Raw genomic sequence first — 16,209 nt, forward strand, 5'->3', positions numbered from 1 at the left:
TAAGATCACCGCTCCATGCCACACTCGATTGCCACGCCACAATTACTCCAGCTCGACTATCAACCGCAGCTTGCCGCAGACTATTTTGCCAATATTGAGGCTCTGCCCTGGGCAATGCTGCTTCGCTCAGCCTCCCAAGAGCATATCGATAGTCGCTATGACATTTTGGTCGCGGCCCCGGTTGCGACCATTACCACGCGTGGCGCAGTCAGTGACATCCATGAGCCAACCGGCGAGTCGCAATCAACCGACGACCCCTTTGCTTTGGTGGAGCGCCTTAGTGAATGCTACTGCCCATCGTTAGAGCTCGATACTCACCTGCCATTTGTTGGCGGTGCTCTGGGTTATTTTGGCTATGACCTGGGCCGCCGAGTAGAGACCATGCCAGCCATCGCGGAGCAAGACTTATCGGCCCCTGATATGGCTGTCGGGATTTACGATTGGGCACTGGTGGTTGATCACAAGCTCGAAGCTGCCCATCTCATTGCACCCGATCCTCAAGCTCGCTTGAATTGGCTCAAGTCGCAGTCGTCAGTGACAGCTAAGGACTTTAAGCGCAACTCAGAGTGGCAGTCCAACATGACAGCGCAAAGCTACGCGGATAAGTTTGCTGCAATCCAAGAGTATCTACTGTCCGGGGATTGTTACCAGATCAACCTTGCCCAGCGCTGGCAAGCCGCTTATCAAGGGAGCGAATGGCAGGCCTATCAAAAGCTCGAGGCAACCAATGCTGCGCCGTTTTCCGCCTTTATCCGCTTGGAAGACAGCGCAATCCTGAGTGTCTCTCCCGAGCGATTTATCCAGCTCGATAATTCAACCATCGAAACTAAGCCAATCAAGGGCACGCGACCGCGCAGTGAAAACCCGACCATCGATAAGCAGAATGCAGATGAGTTGGCGAATGCGGCAAAAGATCAAGCGGAAAACCTGATGATTGTCGACTTGCTGCGCAATGATATTGGTCGAGTAGCTAAACCTGGCAGTGTGCATGTGCCTAAGCTGTTTGACATCGAAAGCTTCCCGGCTGTTCACCACCTTGTGAGCACGATTCGCGCAGAGCTCGACAGCCAGTACAGCGCCAGTCAACTCCTGCGCGCCTGTTTCCCGGGCGGCTCAATTACCGGTGCACCTAAGATCCGCGCGATGGAAATCATTGAAGAGCTTGAGCCACACCGACGTAATGCCTACTGCGGCAGTATTGGCTATATCAGTCGCCATGGCCAGATGGACACCAGCATTACTATCCGAACCTTAGTGGCTGAGGGCGGTCACTTATATGCATGGGCAGGGGGTGGCATTGTTGCCGACAGTGACTGTTTCAGTGAGTATCAAGAAACCCAGGATAAAGTCAGCCGTATTCTGCCTGTACTATAGTAAACACACACTAACACCTAATGGATACCAAGGAGAGAGTCATGACTATCACGCGCCAATCCCTGTTGACGCATTTTAACCTCTCTCCTCAAAGAGCCTATCATCCGCAAACACTGGGGCGACTTGCACACCTGCCCACCGAGAACTTTCGCCCCGCCGCGGTCTTGATTGGCTTTATCGAAAGACCCAAAGGGCTATCGATTCTGCTCACCAAGCGCGCTACCCATCTGCGCCACCACCCAGGGCAAGTGAGTTTTCCCGGTGGCAAGCAAGATGACACTGATGCCTCACCCACCCATACCGCGCTGCGTGAGACAGAGGAAGAGGTCGGCATTCCAAGTCATTTGATCACCCCAATCGGTACCTTGCCACCACTGCCAACTATCAGCCAGTTTAACGTCACACCCATCTTAGCCTTTATCGACCCACAGCATCAGCTCAAGATAAACCGAGATGAAGTCGCTGAAGTAATCGAGGTCCCCGTCACACACCTGCTCAAACGCTCCTCACTAAGAACCGCCACCTTCACCATCCAAAACACCGAACACCGACTGTTTGGGATCAGCTTCGAACGCCACTTTATCTGGGGCGTCACAGGGCAAATCCTGCATAACCTTGCGCTGCATCTTTCTTTTATTGAAGAGAAAAATCAATAACACAGAGACGAGAAGCGAGAGGCGAGAAGCGAGGATCGATTGCTGAAGCTACTCGCTTCTCGCAGCAGAGCGATCTCGGCTCTTCCCTCCGGGAATAAATCATTAACGAATGTTAAAGTGTGATTCGACAGGTACTAAACGAGAAGCAATCGCTGAAACTTCTCGCTTCTCGCAGCGCAGCGATCCCGCCTCTCGCCTCTTCCCTTCAGGGAAAAAAAAGCGCCAGCATCATGCCGGCGCAAAAAAAGTCTATTATTCAGACTATTTCGGGAAAACGGTTATTGCACTTTAATTAGGGTACTGGAGTCGGTGTGGGCAAATTGATTGCCGTAGATCTCAAGCCCTGTGCTTTGTGAGTAAGTCAACGTGGTTTCGTCGAACTTGATATTCATTGTAAACGCCGTGGTCTTGGCGTTCTCGGTCATGTAACTAGATTCGGCCACACCGCGCTCTGGCGCGACTAGCGTCATTTGCTGTCCTGCTGGCCCCTCTGCCGTTACACATGTAGTGCGCGGCACACAGAAGGAGTTGTACACCATCTGGTTTTCGGCATCGTAAATGAAGTAGCCACGCTGGTCGTGAAACTTGGTGTTATCTTCCTTACGAAAAACCTCTTGTTTGTAGTAAAGCGCGACCAAGTGTTGGTCACTGGCATTCACCGCGTCTGCGGCGACCTCAAAGGTCAAGGTTTCATAAAACGGGGTGACCGCTGGTCCACCTTTGCCTACGGCACTGCCTTCTTGACCTGGAGAGATGTCCACCCCTCCAGTGTCGACTGATTTCCATGTACCGACTAAATCAGCCAATGGACCGAAATCCATTCCATCAATCAAAGTGCGATCAGCCAATGCAGGTGCAGACAGCAGGCTTGATAGCGACATCATTATGAGCATTTTATTTTTCATTATTATTTCCTCTGGGCTGTTGTTAAACGACAGCGCAACAAAGTCTGTCGCTTACTGCCGAGACTCTACCAAAGGTTATCAATAACAAATTGCGTTAGATCAACTTGGCACCACACGGATTGCTTGGTGAGGCACCGATGTAAGAAACTGTTAACTAACGCATTACTCGTGCTTGTTCTAGCGGCCTAACGCCTTGACCAGGCGCTGCTCGAAACACTGACCGCGCCAGCCTTTCATTACATCAGGCAAGCTCTCGGTGGCCATCTGCTGTTCTTTTACCCAGCGCAAAAACTGGTTGAGTTGCTTTTTCGATGCTAGGAACTCGGTCGCAAGACTCACTTCTTGGCTCACCTTTTTAACTTCATCTTTGAGCAGTTTAAATTCCTGCTTGTAACCTGGCATATCAACGATGCGAGAGACTGGCTTTGGATGCTTGTCTTTCGAAAGCGATTGGGCTTTCTTGACTATGGAGATGATACGCTCGCCATGACGGCGGATCGCTCTTGGGTCAACACCCAACTGCTCCAATCCTTTTAGCGAGGTAATACCGCGAATCGCGACATCCAGAAGCTCATTTTCTTTAAATACAAAGTTAAGCGCTAGGTCGCGCTTGATCGCTTCTTTATAGCGCCACTTAGCTAGCGGCTGCAAGATGGCCAATTGCTTGGGACTCAACTGCCATGCGCCCTTGATATCGCGATACAGAGTGTCTTTATCAATGGTTTTAATCCGCTTAAGTGCCAAGCTTGCTGACTCATCCGCCGCCGCTTGTTGCCATGGGGTTTGTTCAAGCTTTTGGGCCAAATCTGCATACAAAGGCCAGAGATAGTGCACGTCACCTGCGGCGTAATCGAGCTGTTTCTGGGTAAGAGGGCGCGCTGTCCAATCGGTACGAGACTCTGACTTGTCCAGTTCAACGCCGAGGTACTCCTTAACCAAGCTCGCAAAGCCCGTCGATAGCCCGTGGCCTAAAAACGCCGCCATAATCTGCGTATCCATCATTGGCACTGGCAGGCAGCCTAACTCATTTTGAAACACCTCAAGGTCTTCACCGCAGGCGTGCAGCACCTTCAGCACGCTCGTATCTTGTAGCAACTCGGCAAGTGGCGTCAGATCATCAATTTCCAGCGGGTCGATCAATGACAGTTGTACACCATCAAAGAGCTGAACCAGCCCTAGCTTGGGAAAATAAGAACGAACTCTGACGAACTCGGTATCAAGCATCACGGTTTCGGTTTGACGCGCGGCCTCACATACGGCAACCAGCGCTTGATGACTGTCTACGATTTGGTACTTCACTCAACTATCTCTTTGGGGCTAAATAAAAAATGCCAGCGGATTAAGGCTGGCATTTTATCAGATTGAACAGCGAATTACGCGGACTGTTTTTTGGCTAACTCAGCGTCATTCTCTTCACGAAGCACGCGACGCAGGATTTTACCCACGTTGGTCTTCGGCAGATCTTCTCTAAATTCAACTAGTTTCGGCACTTTATAGCCCGTCAAGTGTTGACGACAGTGAGCGATCACTTCTTCTTTAGTCAAGCTTGGATCGCGCTTCACCACGTAGATCTTCACCAGCTCGCCCGACACCTCATGTGGCTGGCCGATGGCTGCGACCTCAAGTACCTTACCGTGTAGGGCCACCACGTCTTCAATCTCATTCGGGTAAACGTTAAAGCCCGAGACCAAGATCATGTCTTTCTTGCGATCAACGATATGCAAGAAGCCATCTTCATCAAACTTGACGATATCGCCAGTAGATAGCCAGCCCTCTGGGTTAATTACTTCTTTGGTCGCTTCTGGGCGCTGCCAGTAACCCTGCATTACCTGAGGACCACGTACTTGCAGCTCACCGACTTCGGTATTGGCCAGCAGGTTGCCCTCATCATCAACAATACGCACCTCGGTGGAAGGGACTGGCAAGCCAATCGAGCCGTTGTATTGAGTTAGGTCATGCGGATACGCCGCCACCAATGGTGAACACTCAGTCAGACCATAGCCTTCAAGTAGGTAACAACCCGTGGTGTTTTGCCACTTTTCCGCCACCGCACGCTGCACAGCCATGCCACCACCCACGGCCAAGCGTAAGTTGCTAAAGTCCAACTCGTGAAAATCTTCATTATTCACCAGGGCGTTAAACAAGGTGTTTACCCCAGTGATCGCCGTGAATGGATGCTGCTTGAGCTCCTTAATAAAGCCTGGAATATCACGCGGGTTAGTGATCAGCAAGTTACGACCACCCATCTCAAGTAGTAGTAAGCAGTTTACGGTTAAGGCAAACACGTGATAAAGCGGCAGAGCCGTAACGATCAGTTCACGCCCCTCAGACAACTTAGGACCATAGGCGCCTTTGGCTTGCATCACGTTAGCAACCATGTTGCGGTGGGTCAGGATAGCGCCCTTCGCCAGGCCCGTTGTGCCGCCGGTGTATTGCAAGAAGGCAATATCATCACCAGACATGAATGGCTTAACATACTGCAAGCGACGGCCTTTGTGCAGTGCCTTACGCATCGAGATAGCGCCCGGCAAGTTGTACTTGGGTACCATGCCTTTCACGTACTTCACCACGAAGTCAACGATGGTGCCTTTCGCTCGCGGCAGCATCTGACCAAGACTGGTCAGTACCACGTGTTTGATTGGCGTGTTCTCAACCACCTGCTCAAGGGTATTAGCAAAATTGGAGACGATCACGATCGCTTTGGCATCGGCATCGTTTAGCTGGTGTTCAAGTTCACGAGGAGTGTACAGCGGGTTGACGTTAACGGCGATCATGCCTGCGCGCAGCACACCAAACAGGGCGACTGGGTACTGAAGCAGGTTCGGCATCATCAGAGCGACGCGATCACCCTTTTTCAGTTTAAGCTCATTTTGCAGGTAAGCTGCAAACGCGCGACTGCGCTCTTCAAGCTTACGAAATGTCATGATCGAGCCCATGTTCATAAACGCAGGTTGATCCGCGTATTTCTGCACAGACTGCTCGAACATCTCTACCAGTGACGTGTACTGGTCAGGGTTAATTGTCTCGGGTACATCGCTTGGGTAGCGAGAAAGCCAAGGTTTATCCACGTTAAAACTCCTCGTTATTAGTACAGTTGTTATTATAAGGCGCGCTATTACACCATAGTCATCGATGCTCAGCACCTAGGGGTTAAACAACCGTTTTAAAATTTGTTAACTATGCCAGAAATTATTTCTGCTACTCGCTTAGGCGCTTGCAAGTGGCAGTGGTGCCCGCCTTCAATGGTGTCTACCTGCTGTTGATCAAGATAGTCGATCCACTGACGAGTGAGAGCTTGATAGCCTTCAGTGCCTAAAATAATCTGCCATGGGCACTCAATGCTGCGGGCAATTGCATCAGCGTGTGCTGGCGTCATACGATAGATCGACTCCGCCATCAAACGGCGATCATGACGCCAATACCAGCGATCTTGCCGGCACACAGTGCCACGCTCAACAATCGGTGCAATCAGAGCCTCTTCCAGTCTATTCACTTGGCTACGCCGAGAGATTGCACTTTGCAAGTTACCGATACTTTTGACCGGTTTTGCCTCGATCCGCTGGCGATTGACTATCGCACTACGAATTCGCTTGGCATGCTGGTCTGGCTCCTCTGAGAGAGGCAGCACGCCCTCAATTTGGACTAAGCCTGAGACCTGTTCTGGAAATGCGGCGCAGTAGCAGGCTGCCAGCAATGCCCCCAGTGAATGGCCGACGAACCAACAGCCTGTCGCTGACAATTTAGACACCAGCTGTGAAATGTCGTGTAGATAATCGTGGAAGTTGTAGTATTGTCCTAGCAATTTGTGGTCTGACCACCCGTGACCGGGCAAATCGACAGCAATTATGCGCAAATTCGGCTGAAGTTTAACCAAGTGTTCAATGGTGGAGCTGAAGCTGGCGGCGTTATCGAGCCAACCGTGGAGAAAAATCACTGTGGTTGGCGATTCCATTTGGGCGGCGGGTGTATACTCTCGATAACTGAGCTTGCCCCACTCCAGAGTCACAACCGACTCTTGCAGCAAATCGGATGTGCCATGAGTTAAGTCGGACATAGAACGTCCCTTGTTGTGATTAGATTGCATCGAGAGTTAGATATAGATATCGACACCGAGCAGGTTCGACAGCTCTTCCTTGCGCGCTTGATTCATCACATCCATGTACTCTTCCATCGCCTTGCGCCCGCGACCCTGCGGCAAATCATATTGGATATGAGCGCGATTAAGATCCGACTCGTTAAGATGTCGGATCGAGTGCGATACCGCATTGGCGACCTTGCTTGGTTGCCCAACGGCGGCCTTGTCTTGTGACTTCTGAACCTGTTGCTTGTTCTTTGCCTTGTCGACCTTATTGCGATTGGGTATCGACTGTACGGGCAATCCACCGATGGAAACCATTAAAAATCCTTTATTCAATCAACTGGCTGAGGCCAAGCGAGAGATTTACTCACGACCTGGAAGCTTCTTCCATGCCACGGTATCACGCAGGTAAACTGGGCTGGCCTGCTCGGCATCGACCGTGTTGCCTTTTTCCAGTTCATACTTAGCCAGCAGCACCATATCTTGCGCATCTGGGTAAAGCACGTCGCTGCTAGTACGGGTAATTGACAGACCGGTAAGTTGCTCAGCATATGCCTGCCAGCCGGTGCCCGCCTCATACCAATTGTGCTCTGAGTCACTGACAACGCCAGCCAGCTCCGCCGGTGGGATCACGCACTCTGGCATCACTTCCTGCCAATCGCCATTGCTCATGCGGCTGAACTGGCCCCAATACACCTCGCTCATACGAGCATCGATGGCCACGGCTGCGTGCTCAACGCCATGGCGACGGAAAGTGGCCTGCGCCATCGCTTTGAGGGTTGAGATACCAATCATTGGCAAGTCTGCACCAAAACCAAGCCCCTGGGCAATGCCAATGCCTATACGTACCCCGGTAAAACTACCTGGGCCGCGGCCAAACGCTAATGCATCGAGGTCAGTAAGGGCAACGCCGGCCTCAGCTAACACTTCATCCACCATCGGCAAGACTTTTTTGGTGTGGTCACGCGGGGCCACCTCACTACGGCTATAGATTTTGTCGTCAATCATCAGTGCGACTGAACAGTTTTCCGTCGCGGTGTCTACAGCAAGTATTTTCATGCTCATGGGTATCTCTAACTATTGGGTTCTTTTACGGTTAAAAAATCCGTAATGATTTTAAGATCGCGCGTTCTCGGAATGGGCGGCAAGCTGGAGAGAAAAATCCCCCCATAATCACGCGTGACCATCCGGTTATCACACAAGATAAGCGCGCCACGATCTTTTTTGTCTCTGATCAGACGCCCGACCCCCTGTTTAAGGGTGATCACAGCGTCTGGAATCTGCACATCTCGAAACGGGTCTCCCCCTTTGAGGCGGCAATCCTCAATTCGTGCCTTTAGCAGCGGATCATCCGGCGCAGTAAAGGGCAATTTGTCAATAATAACACAGCTTAACGTATCGCCCCTAACATCAATCCCCTCCCAAAAGGCCCCGGTTGCGACCAAAAGGGCATTCCCCAGCTCCATAAACTCATTGAGTGTCTTTTGCTTGGTGGTCTCGCCTTGCATCAGTACAGGTATATCGAGACTGTCGCGAAAGCCCTCGGTCAGTTCACGCATCATCGAATGGGAAGTGCAGAGGAAAAAGCAGCGCCCTTGGTTGTGCTCAATCACCGGCGTTAATAGTTGGACTAACTTACTCGCCAGCCCGGGACTGTTCGGCTCTGGTAAGTATCTTGGTACACAAAGGCGCGCCTGCTCAGCGTAATCAAACGGACTTGGGAGCGAAAACTGGCGCTGAGGCTTTAACCCAAGACGCTCAGAAAAGTGATCAAAACTGCCATCTACCGCGAGGGTCGCTGAGGTAAAGATCCACGCCCCAGACTTGGCTTCAATCTGCTCATAAAACTTATCCGCCACCGACAGCGGGGTGATATGCAGGGCAAAATGGCGCGCCGTGGTCTCATACCAGTAGCTATAACCGGTGATGGAGACATCACACACACGCTCAATGCGATTAGCCACTGTGGTGGCACGCTCAAAGGCGGCATCTAGGATTTGACTGCGGCCTAGAGCAAGCTTGAGCACCTCAAGCGCGAAATCGAGCGAGTCGGTGAGCCTTGCGATAGCGCGGCTGATAGCTGGCGATGTCACCGCTTCACGCCAATTGCCGCGAAAGCTCGCATCGCCCAGGTTCAGTCGCAGCTCCATCGCGGCCTGCTGCATTTGCTCTGCGACTTTGCTTAGCTGCTTCATATCCTTAGCTTCGGTGCGATAGCCAATCTCAATATCTTTGGCTAACTCATGGATCATGCGACTTGAAACACTTTGACCAAAGTACTGACTGGCAATGTCTGGGATCTGATGCGCCTCATCAAAGATAAACACCTCGGCCTCTGGGATCAGCTCACCAAATCCGGTCTCCTTGATGGCTAAGTCGGCCATAAACAGGTGGTGGTTCACCACCACGACATCCGCGTCCATCGCACGCTTACGCGCCTTGAGCACAAAGCAGTCGGTGTAGCTTGGGCACTCTTTTCCCAAGCAGTTATCATTGGTGGAGGTGATGGTGGGAATAATCGGGCTGTCTTCGGCGATATCGTCACACTCACCGAGGTCACCACTCTTGGTGCTGGATGCCCATGAGCGAACTTTGACTAGCTGGCTCAGCGTATCGCTCTCGACTTGAATATTGTGCACCTCCACCATTTGTCGGCTGAGGCGATCAAGACACAGGTAGTTTGCGCGTCCTTTGAGCAGGGCGACTGCGCCAAAAAAGCCCAAGGATTCAACCATCAATGGTAAATCGCGGTGAAAGAGCTGCTCTTGGAGGTTCTTTGAACCCGTACTGATGATGACCTTTTTACCACTCATCAGCGCAGGAACTAAGTAAGCAAACGTCTTACCGGTACCGGTACCCGCTTCAACCACCAATTGGCTTTGCTCGGCAATCGCCTCCTGCGTGGCTTTGGCCATGTCTATTTGCGGCTGTCTGGGTTGAAAGCCGGGGATCGCTTTACCTAGCGCACCTTGCGCAGAAAACGTTTTTTCAATCATCGGTCGTATCGGGTCATCAATTTGGCGACATTATCGCAGCTTTCCCGCTCTCGATCACTAGCTACAAGCATCTATAACCAGGCGACTATCTTGCACGCAAAGCGGCTTTTTGCACCAAGATAGTGCTATTTACTCAGAAACTTAGGTTGAAAATCACCCCAGAATCGATCAATTATTAGGGTCAATAACGGCAAGTCTCTTCTTACCGTGCTGCCTGGGCGTCCTGCGACCCCGACCACCAGCACGTCGCGAGCCTACTCGCGCCTGCCGCAAGGAATATCAATTAATCATGGAAGTACTCGATAGATGGAAAAGAAAACCCTGTTGACCCACTGCAGTGATGCGCCGGGACTTATCTCAAAGATCACCAATATCTGTTACAAGCATCAACTCAACATCATCCACAACAACGAATTTGTTGATAACACCAGTGGGCACTTCTTTATGCGCACTGAGCTTGAGGGTTATTTTAACGACCAAACCTTCCTTGCTGACCTAGACCAAGCACTGCCCGATGGCGCCAATCGCAAGCTGATCGGTTCATCGCGCAAAAAAGTGGTGATCTTGGTGACCAAAGAGGCCCATTGCTTGGGTGATATCCTGATGAAGACCTACGATGGCTCGCTCGATATCGACATTGCCGCCGTGGTGGGTAACTACGATACGCTCCAATCACTGACCGAGAAATTTGATATCCCTTATCACCATGTAAGTCATGAAGGGCTCAATCGTGAAGAGCATGAGAAAGCGGTACTTGAAGTGATTGAGCAATACCAACCTGATTATCTAGTGCTGGCAAAATACATGCGCGTGTTAACTCCAGGCTTTGTCGAAAAGTATCACCACAAGATCATCAATATCCACCACAGCTTCCTGCCAGCGTTTATCGGCGCAAAACCGTATCAGCAAGCCTATGAGCGCGGCGTTAAGATCATTGGTGCCACAGCGCACTTCGTGACGAATGACTTAGATGAAGGCCCGATCATCAAACAAGACGTGATCCCAGTCGATCACAACTTCAGCGCCAAAGATATGGCTCAGGCTGGACGTGATGTAGAGAAAAACGTGCTGAGTAAGGCACTGAATAAGGTCTTGAATGACCACGTGTTTGTTTACGGGAATAAGACAGTCATCCTGTAACTGACTCACCGCAGTTCCGAAAGGAAATAGAGAGAATAAGTGATTGGTGCCAAGCACTTAGCACCAATCACTTCAATAACTAACCGTTAATCTAAGTTAAAGATGGGGGTTTATTTGTACTGGTGGAATTTCTGCGCCAGGTACGGGTCCCACATTGCCGCTGTTGCACTCATCACCAAGTCAGCGCCCATGTCTAGTCGACGGTGCAGATCTTCAGCGTTCATCATGCCGCCTACTGAACAGATAACAAAGTCATCTTTCCACTTAGTGCGCAGGTTGATAAGGTTTTGTGTCACCTCTTCAGCCAAGTCACCAATCGCAAAACCACAGGTACCGCTTGATAGGCGTCCTTCACCTGGTAAAGCCGCAACGCCATCTGGGGTGATAACTTTACGTGGGATGGTGTTGATTGCCGCAAAGCCATCAACATACGGACGGTTGGCTTCAATCACTTTCTCAAGCTGCTCAGCTGGCATCCAGCCAAGTTTGATCATCAGTGGCGTGTCACCGATAGACTCGCGGATCTTCTTAGAAACCAACGCAGAGTTTTCTGGATCTGAGAACAGAGCGCCCTCTTTGCTGCCGCCTAGGTTAGGACAAGAGTAGTTAACCTCGATAACTTTCGCGCCCGCTTCTTTTGCCATAGCAGACACATAGCCGTAATCCTCAACCAAATCACGCTCAGCCAGACCCGGCGTACCGTTCACCGATACCACCATTAGCTGGCCTTGACCCATTCTGCGGTTGCCCTCTTCAATGTCCTTCATCCATACCGATGGCGCCAGTGATGGCACACCAAAAGAGTTGGTGATAGTGATTTTCTCATCCAGAGAAGGGCGAGCACCTGGGTGGATTTCTGAGTTGATCTCAAGGTTGTTAAACTGCTTGTCAGTATCTAGGAAGATACAGTTCGGCGCTGGGTGACAGGCGCGCTCAACACTTCGCACGGTTTTGTATACTGGGATATCAAAGCCAAGCTGCGCGTAAACATCACACCAGTGGCTGTTTAGCAGTGGACCGGCGGGTACGCCAAGGCGTGAGTTCACCTCAAAATCAAACACCTTTTGTGTTTGCTTGATCGCAGGACGAGCAGGCATCTCACCATTAAAGAAAGGACCGTTTTGGTAGTTATCCTCGTAGGTCTTGAGAATATCATAGAGTTCGAACTGGGTTGGAGTAGTCATCAGAAGCCTCTTACTGCGTGTGCCAAAAATAAATTGTGCCGATTCTACAGTTTATGACTGCCCTTGAACATAGGCATTGCTATACCCACACTAAAATAAAGGCCTAAAAGTGATGGATTGACCTGAAAAAGTTCACTCTTTGTCCGTTTACCACGCCAACCAGACTCCTGTCGTGGGGTGTATTAGTCATTCACGCTCTCGATATAACCGAATATATCGTGAATGTCTTGTTCTGATAATACTCCGCGAAATGCGGGCATCATCCCTCCCTGACCATTGTCACCGTCTAAGACCGAGCCCATCAGTTCGAGCTTTAATCCCCAGGGGTTGATTAACTCATCATAGATGCTGTCCGGGCTGACGCTTAAGGAAGCAGAGACGAGGCCATCACCAAGCCCACGATTGCCATGACAGGCGGCGCAGTTGTCAACATATTGTGTCTGCCCATTTGCAAGGTCAGGCGCACCATAGCGAATCTCTGGATAATATTTCACCCCACCAGCGACTGCTGCGCCAACAAGGGCCAATGCGACTAGTGTTTTGCTTGCTGTATTCATCGTTTGCTCCTTCCATCGTTTGACGAATTTGACCACAGGCGATGTGTAAAAAACGTGAACACCCGTGGTTGTTCTATCCTTAAGGCAAACCTCTCTCACAGGGATCATCACCTACTGGAATCAAGCAAGGCTCCCCTCCCCATTGGGCAGGTTCAGGTTTACGTTAAGGAAGATCGATGAACAACATCCTTTTGGTTGAAGACAATCGGCAAATTGCAGAAATCATATTTGACTACTTTGAATCCGAGGCGGTCGAGTTGGACTATGCCGACAACGGCGAACTCGGTCTCAAGCTGGCCAGTGAGGGACACTTTGACCTCATCATCTTGGACCTAATGCTGCCCAAGCTTGATGGGCTTGAGGTTTGTCAGCGACTACGCCACGCCGGTAATAACACCCCAGTCCTAATGCTAACCGCACTGGACAACCGTGACGATATGCTCAAAGGGTTCGACCAAGGCGCCGATGACTACTTAACCAAGCCGTTTGATCTTGAGATACTGGCTGCACGAGTCAATGCCCTGATCAAGCGCTATCAAGGCTCGGTGGCAAAGACCGCTCTCGAGTTTGGCGAACTCAGAGTATTTCCAAGCACCCGCCAAGCCTCGCGCCAAGGACAAGCCCTTCACCTCAACCCAACTACCTATACCATCCTCGAGACGCTGTGCTTAAAGGCACCAAATATCGTGACTCGAGATGAAATGATCAGCGCCATCTGGGACGATGAACAAGGCAACACTGATGCCCTGCGAAGTCATATTTATCAGCTTAGGAATCAGCTGGATAAACCGTTTGCTTTCCCCATGTTGGTCACGATCCCCAAGGTCGGGTTTCGTTTACAAAAGGATGACTAACCTTGCTCAACTTGCAAAATACCCAGCGCCTTACTGACCGGCTAGCGCTGTTCTTTGTCATTATGTCCAGCGTGATTGGGCTGGTTATTCTTATTACCTTTTACGCCGCGTTGGATTGGTCTGAGGACAGAATGGCAGAGCGTCGGATGGTGGTAGATAGAGCGTCAGCGATAGAGCGCTTTATTGGCGGCGAGCACGGCGTTGTCCAATTGGATACGTTAACCTCTGCCTATAATGACATCGACCTGTTGCCCGAGCACTATCGTCAGCTCGAGGAGAGTGAACAACCGTACCTAGTAGAGACCGCCGAGTCTTCACTGTTAGTCTATCGGGGGCATTATTTTGATCAGGGTAATCGGCAGCCGCTGCTCGTTATCTCAGCGGTCGATCGCATCGAAGTCAGTCGCACTGAGCTTTTTATCGCCTGCTTTCTGGTGGTGTGTTTTGTGGCACTGCTGATGTCGATCTTTGCCCTCCTCCTGCATCGTCTATCACACTTTCTGGTCAAGCCTATCAACAGCTTAAGTCAGCAACTGAGTTCGCAAGAACCTCGTGAGCACATGGTATTTACGGTTGCAGATGATGCCTCACAAGAGTTCAAATTACTGACCGAAAAGCTCAATCACTATCGCAGGGAGCTGCACTTAAGCGTCAAGCGTGAGCAAGCGTTCGCCAGATACTCAAGCCATGAGTTTCGTAGTGCGTTGACGGTCTTATCCGGCGCAAACGCACTGCTGGCTAAATTGCCGCACACTGACAAACAGGCAAGACAAATCGATAAGATTCACCTGGCGACTCGGCAAATGAGAGAGATGGTTGATGCACTATTATCGATTGTGCGCTACGAGCGTGAGTGCCCCAGTGCAGCAGAACACCACTCAGAACAAACATTTAAGGCTATCATTGAGGCAAACAAAGCGCTTGCAGACCACAAGCATATCGACTTATCCCTCAACTACGTGGCCGGCCCAACACTGTCAGCCACGCCTGCTGTATTACAGATTGTTTTGGGCAATTTGCTGCGTAATGCCATCGCGGCTAGCGATGCGGGTGGCGTGGACATGACAGTCACCCCGAGTGAGATCACTGTCATTGACGATGGCAGCGGATTCAATACCAAACCTTCTGAACAAGGGCATGGTCTGGGGTTGATGATTGTTGAAGACATCTGCCAGCGTTACCACTGGCAGTTTTCTTTGAGCAATACCAAAGACAGGGGCTGCGAAGCGAAAATCAGCTTTCCTCATCTCCCCTCTGGATCACTTTTATAGCGCGTATCGATACAGGGTGAACTCACCACGGGTTTTATCGACTCCGTCGTTAAATTTCGGCAGCAGGCGCAGCTGCGGGCAAGGGATGTATAACGCCTTATCGTGTACCGCCATCGCATCTGGCCACAGCAAGCGCTCGTCTTTGACTAAATCACCCTCAATGCGACCGGCGCGGATCAGTGTTATCGCCTTATCCTGAACATTACCCAAATAAAAGGTATCCTTGTCATCTGCAGTGATCCCGCCGATAGTGAGCGAGCGACTATAAATCTCAACATAACCTTGCAGCTGGTCAGCACTTAGGCTGGTATCCAATAAATATTTGGTCGCGATTCGGTACAAGATAGGACCACCGGTGGGCTGATAGTAGAGATACTCGTTATTATTACCCAGCTCAATATCATTGAGGTGGAGCATATGTGTGGAGAACGGACGGCCATCAAAGTAGGTCACTACATCTGGGTGGGCACGCGCAGAAAAGTGACGGTCTAGCAGTCTTCGTGCCTCTCCCGACTCGAGATCAACAACAATCAAGGCGCCGACACCAAACTCAGAGATATAGGCAGTGCCCGCTTTGACATCGACTCGTACATCATTGAGCTTGGCTTTGACAGGCAGGATATCTGCATCGAAGCGATACACGCGCTCCACTTGATTGGTTGTGGTGTTTATTTTGACCAGCTTTTGGCTGCCCTCAATGATTTCACCCCAAAATGGCGCTGCGTAATCGACAACCCAGAGGTTACCCTGAGCGTCGGTATGCACCGCATTAACATTACTGAATCGGTTTAACGAATCCTCGCCGTCAAACTGATTCCACTCGTTGCCAGGGTAAGGCACCACCTGACCATCCGCCATCACTTCCGCGACCGAAGGAGAGGCGCTATCTGTCCATTGTGGCATAGACACAAAGGTACGACCCTCGCTTGTGATGGCCACGCCATTCATTGGGTAGGGTGATGTCGCCACCACTTCCAACTCTGCAGCCAAACTCTGCGCGCTGGCAAGGCCCCACCCGCCCACAAGAGCTGCAGCCAGCATCGCTTTTTTATACCAATATCGCATCATCGACTCCTTTTTTGCTTCGCTAACGAGCTCAAAAACCTAGCATGTGCAATGTCAATAAAATGTGAACACAGATTCGTCGCCATGCTCCTTCTTCTCAGCAATAAAGGGCTGCACGATAAAGAACAT

The 16,209-nt window shown here is 50.8% G+C and carries 15 protein-coding genes; 5 read left to right on the forward strand and 10 right to left on the reverse strand.

Features of this window, described 5'->3' with window-relative positions; translation table 11 throughout:
- The first annotated feature begins 15 nt into the window (after positions 1-15).
- Together pabB and ACSTTG_RS00855 are read left to right on the forward strand one after the other, a co-directional pair.
- Positions 16-1,374: an aminodeoxychorismate synthase component 1 gene (gene pabB, locus ACSTTG_RS00850; RefSeq protein ID WP_438473528.1), complete on the forward strand. Its 1,359-nt coding sequence runs from the start codon at positions 16-18 to the stop codon at positions 1,372-1,374.
- 41 nt (positions 1,375-1,415) lie between these two features.
- Entirely contained in the window at positions 1,416-2,030 is a 615-nt protein-coding gene (locus ACSTTG_RS00855) for a CoA pyrophosphatase (RefSeq protein ID WP_438473529.1), read from the forward strand.
- A gap of 278 nt (positions 2,031-2,308) precedes the next feature.
- Here ACSTTG_RS00855 and ACSTTG_RS00860 read toward each other — a convergent pair whose 3' ends face one another.
- The 7 genes from ACSTTG_RS00860 to yoaA form a co-directional block, all read right to left on the reverse strand.
- Complete coding sequence (locus ACSTTG_RS00860) at positions 2,309-2,935, reverse strand: heme-binding beta-barrel domain-containing protein (protein ID WP_438459996.1); 627 nt, start codon at positions 2,933-2,935, stop codon at positions 2,309-2,311.
- 177 nt (positions 2,936-3,112) lie between these two features.
- Positions 3,113-4,234 carry a ribonuclease D gene (rnd, locus tag ACSTTG_RS00865; protein WP_438459995.1) on the reverse strand — a complete coding sequence of 374 codons (1,122 nt, stop codon included), beginning with the start codon at positions 4,232-4,234 and terminating at the stop codon, positions 3,113-3,115.
- A 74-nt stretch (positions 4,235-4,308) separates the two neighbouring features.
- Positions 4,309-6,003, reverse strand: coding sequence for a long-chain-fatty-acid--CoA ligase FadD (fadD, locus tag ACSTTG_RS00870; protein ID WP_438459994.1), 1,695 nt, complete (start codon positions 6,001-6,003; stop codon positions 4,309-4,311).
- 95 nt (positions 6,004-6,098) lie between these two features.
- Complete coding sequence (locus ACSTTG_RS00875; RefSeq protein WP_438473530.1) at positions 6,099-6,989, reverse strand: alpha/beta fold hydrolase; 891 nt, start codon at positions 6,987-6,989, stop codon at positions 6,099-6,101.
- A 36-nt stretch (positions 6,990-7,025) separates the two neighbouring features.
- Positions 7,026-7,331 carry a chromosome partitioning protein ParA gene (locus ACSTTG_RS00880; RefSeq protein WP_438459992.1) on the reverse strand — a complete coding sequence of 102 codons (306 nt, stop codon included), beginning with the start codon at positions 7,329-7,331 and terminating at the stop codon, positions 7,026-7,028.
- 45 nt (positions 7,332-7,376) lie between these two features.
- Entirely contained in the window at positions 7,377-8,078 is a 702-nt protein-coding gene (gene tsaB / locus ACSTTG_RS00885; protein ID WP_438459991.1) for a tRNA (adenosine(37)-N6)-threonylcarbamoyltransferase complex dimerization subunit type 1 TsaB, read from the reverse strand.
- Positions 8,079-8,086: 8 nt separating this feature from the next.
- Positions 8,087-10,009 (reverse strand): DNA repair helicase YoaA, encoded by a 1,923-nt coding sequence (yoaA, locus tag ACSTTG_RS00890; protein WP_438473531.1) that lies wholly within the window; start codon positions 10,007-10,009, stop codon positions 8,087-8,089.
- A gap of 306 nt (positions 10,010-10,315) precedes the next feature.
- Between yoaA and purU the strand changes: the two genes are divergently transcribed.
- Positions 10,316-11,149 carry a formyltetrahydrofolate deformylase gene (gene purU / locus ACSTTG_RS00895; RefSeq protein ID WP_438459989.1) on the forward strand — a complete coding sequence of 278 codons (834 nt, stop codon included), beginning with the start codon at positions 10,316-10,318 and terminating at the stop codon, positions 11,147-11,149.
- Positions 11,150-11,259: 110 nt separating this feature from the next.
- On the opposite strand, the gene ACSTTG_RS00900 is transcribed toward purU, so the two are convergent.
- Both ACSTTG_RS00900 and ACSTTG_RS00905 read right to left on the reverse strand, forming a co-directional pair.
- Positions 11,260-12,333: a beta/alpha barrel domain-containing protein gene (locus tag ACSTTG_RS00900; protein WP_438459988.1), complete on the reverse strand. Its 1,074-nt coding sequence runs from the start codon at positions 12,331-12,333 to the stop codon at positions 11,260-11,262.
- A 182-nt stretch (positions 12,334-12,515) separates the two neighbouring features.
- A complete protein-coding gene (locus tag ACSTTG_RS00905; RefSeq protein WP_438473532.1) occupies positions 12,516-12,890 on the reverse strand; it encodes a c-type cytochrome in 375 nt (124 codons plus the stop codon).
- A 176-nt stretch (positions 12,891-13,066) separates the two neighbouring features.
- On the opposite strand from ACSTTG_RS00905, the gene ACSTTG_RS00910 reads away from it, so the two are divergent.
- Both ACSTTG_RS00910 and ACSTTG_RS00915 read left to right on the forward strand, forming a co-directional pair.
- Entirely contained in the window at positions 13,067-13,744 is a 678-nt protein-coding gene (locus ACSTTG_RS00910) for a response regulator transcription factor (protein ID WP_438459986.1), read from the forward strand.
- 2 nt (positions 13,745-13,746) lie between these two features.
- The gene (locus ACSTTG_RS00915) at positions 13,747-15,015 is read left to right on the forward strand and encodes a sensor histidine kinase (protein ID WP_438459985.1); all 1,269 of its coding nucleotides are present in this window, start codon (positions 13,747-13,749) and stop codon (positions 15,013-15,015) included.
- Here ACSTTG_RS00915 and ACSTTG_RS00920 read toward each other — a convergent pair.
- Positions 15,010-16,080 (reverse strand): L-dopachrome tautomerase-related protein, encoded by a 1,071-nt coding sequence (locus tag ACSTTG_RS00920; protein ID WP_438459984.1) that lies wholly within the window; start codon positions 16,078-16,080, stop codon positions 15,010-15,012. The two genes, ACSTTG_RS00915 and ACSTTG_RS00920, sit on opposite strands and share 6 nt — an antisense overlap.
- Positions 16,081-16,209 lie beyond the last annotated feature (129 nt).

The organism is Vibrio glycogenivorans (genome assembly GCF_051660965.1).
GTDB lineage: Bacteria > Pseudomonadota > Gammaproteobacteria > Enterobacterales > Vibrionaceae > Vibrio.

Excerpts from the sequence above, each read along its gene's own strand:
- pabB (WP_438473528.1), top strand. The coding sequence starts at position 16 with ATGCCACACTCGATTGCCACGCCACAATTACTCCAGCTCGACTATCAA.
- ACSTTG_RS00855 (WP_438473529.1), top strand. The coding sequence starts at position 1,416 with ATGACTATCACGCGCCAATCCCTGTTGACGCATTTTAACCTCTCTCCT.
- ACSTTG_RS00860 (WP_438459996.1), bottom strand. The coding sequence starts at position 2,935 with ATGAAAAATAAAATGCTCATAATGATGTCGCTATCAAGCCTGCTGTCT.
- ACSTTG_RS00875 (WP_438473530.1), bottom strand. The coding sequence starts at position 6,989 with ATGTCCGACTTAACTCATGGCACATCCGATTTGCTGCAAGAGTCGGTT.
- ACSTTG_RS00880 (WP_438459992.1), bottom strand. The coding sequence starts at position 7,331 with ATGGTTTCCATCGGTGGATTGCCCGTACAGTCGATACCCAATCGCAAT.
- tsaB (WP_438459991.1), bottom strand. The coding sequence starts at position 8,078 with ATGAGCATGAAAATACTTGCTGTAGACACCGCGACGGAAAACTGTTCA.
- yoaA (WP_438473531.1), bottom strand. The coding sequence starts at position 10,009 with ATGATTGAAAAAACGTTTTCTGCGCAAGGTGCGCTAGGTAAAGCGATC.
- purU (WP_438459989.1), top strand. The coding sequence starts at position 10,316 with ATGGAAAAGAAAACCCTGTTGACCCACTGCAGTGATGCGCCGGGACTT.
- ACSTTG_RS00900 (WP_438459988.1), bottom strand. The coding sequence starts at position 12,333 with ATGACTACTCCAACCCAGTTCGAACTCTATGATATTCTCAAGACCTAC.
- ACSTTG_RS00905 (WP_438473532.1), bottom strand. The coding sequence starts at position 12,890 with ATGAATACAGCAAGCAAAACACTAGTCGCATTGGCCCTTGTTGGCGCA.
- ACSTTG_RS00910 (WP_438459986.1), top strand. The coding sequence starts at position 13,067 with ATGAACAACATCCTTTTGGTTGAAGACAATCGGCAAATTGCAGAAATC.
- ACSTTG_RS00920 (WP_438459984.1), bottom strand. The coding sequence starts at position 16,080 with ATGCGATATTGGTATAAAAAAGCGATGCTGGCTGCAGCTCTTGTGGGC.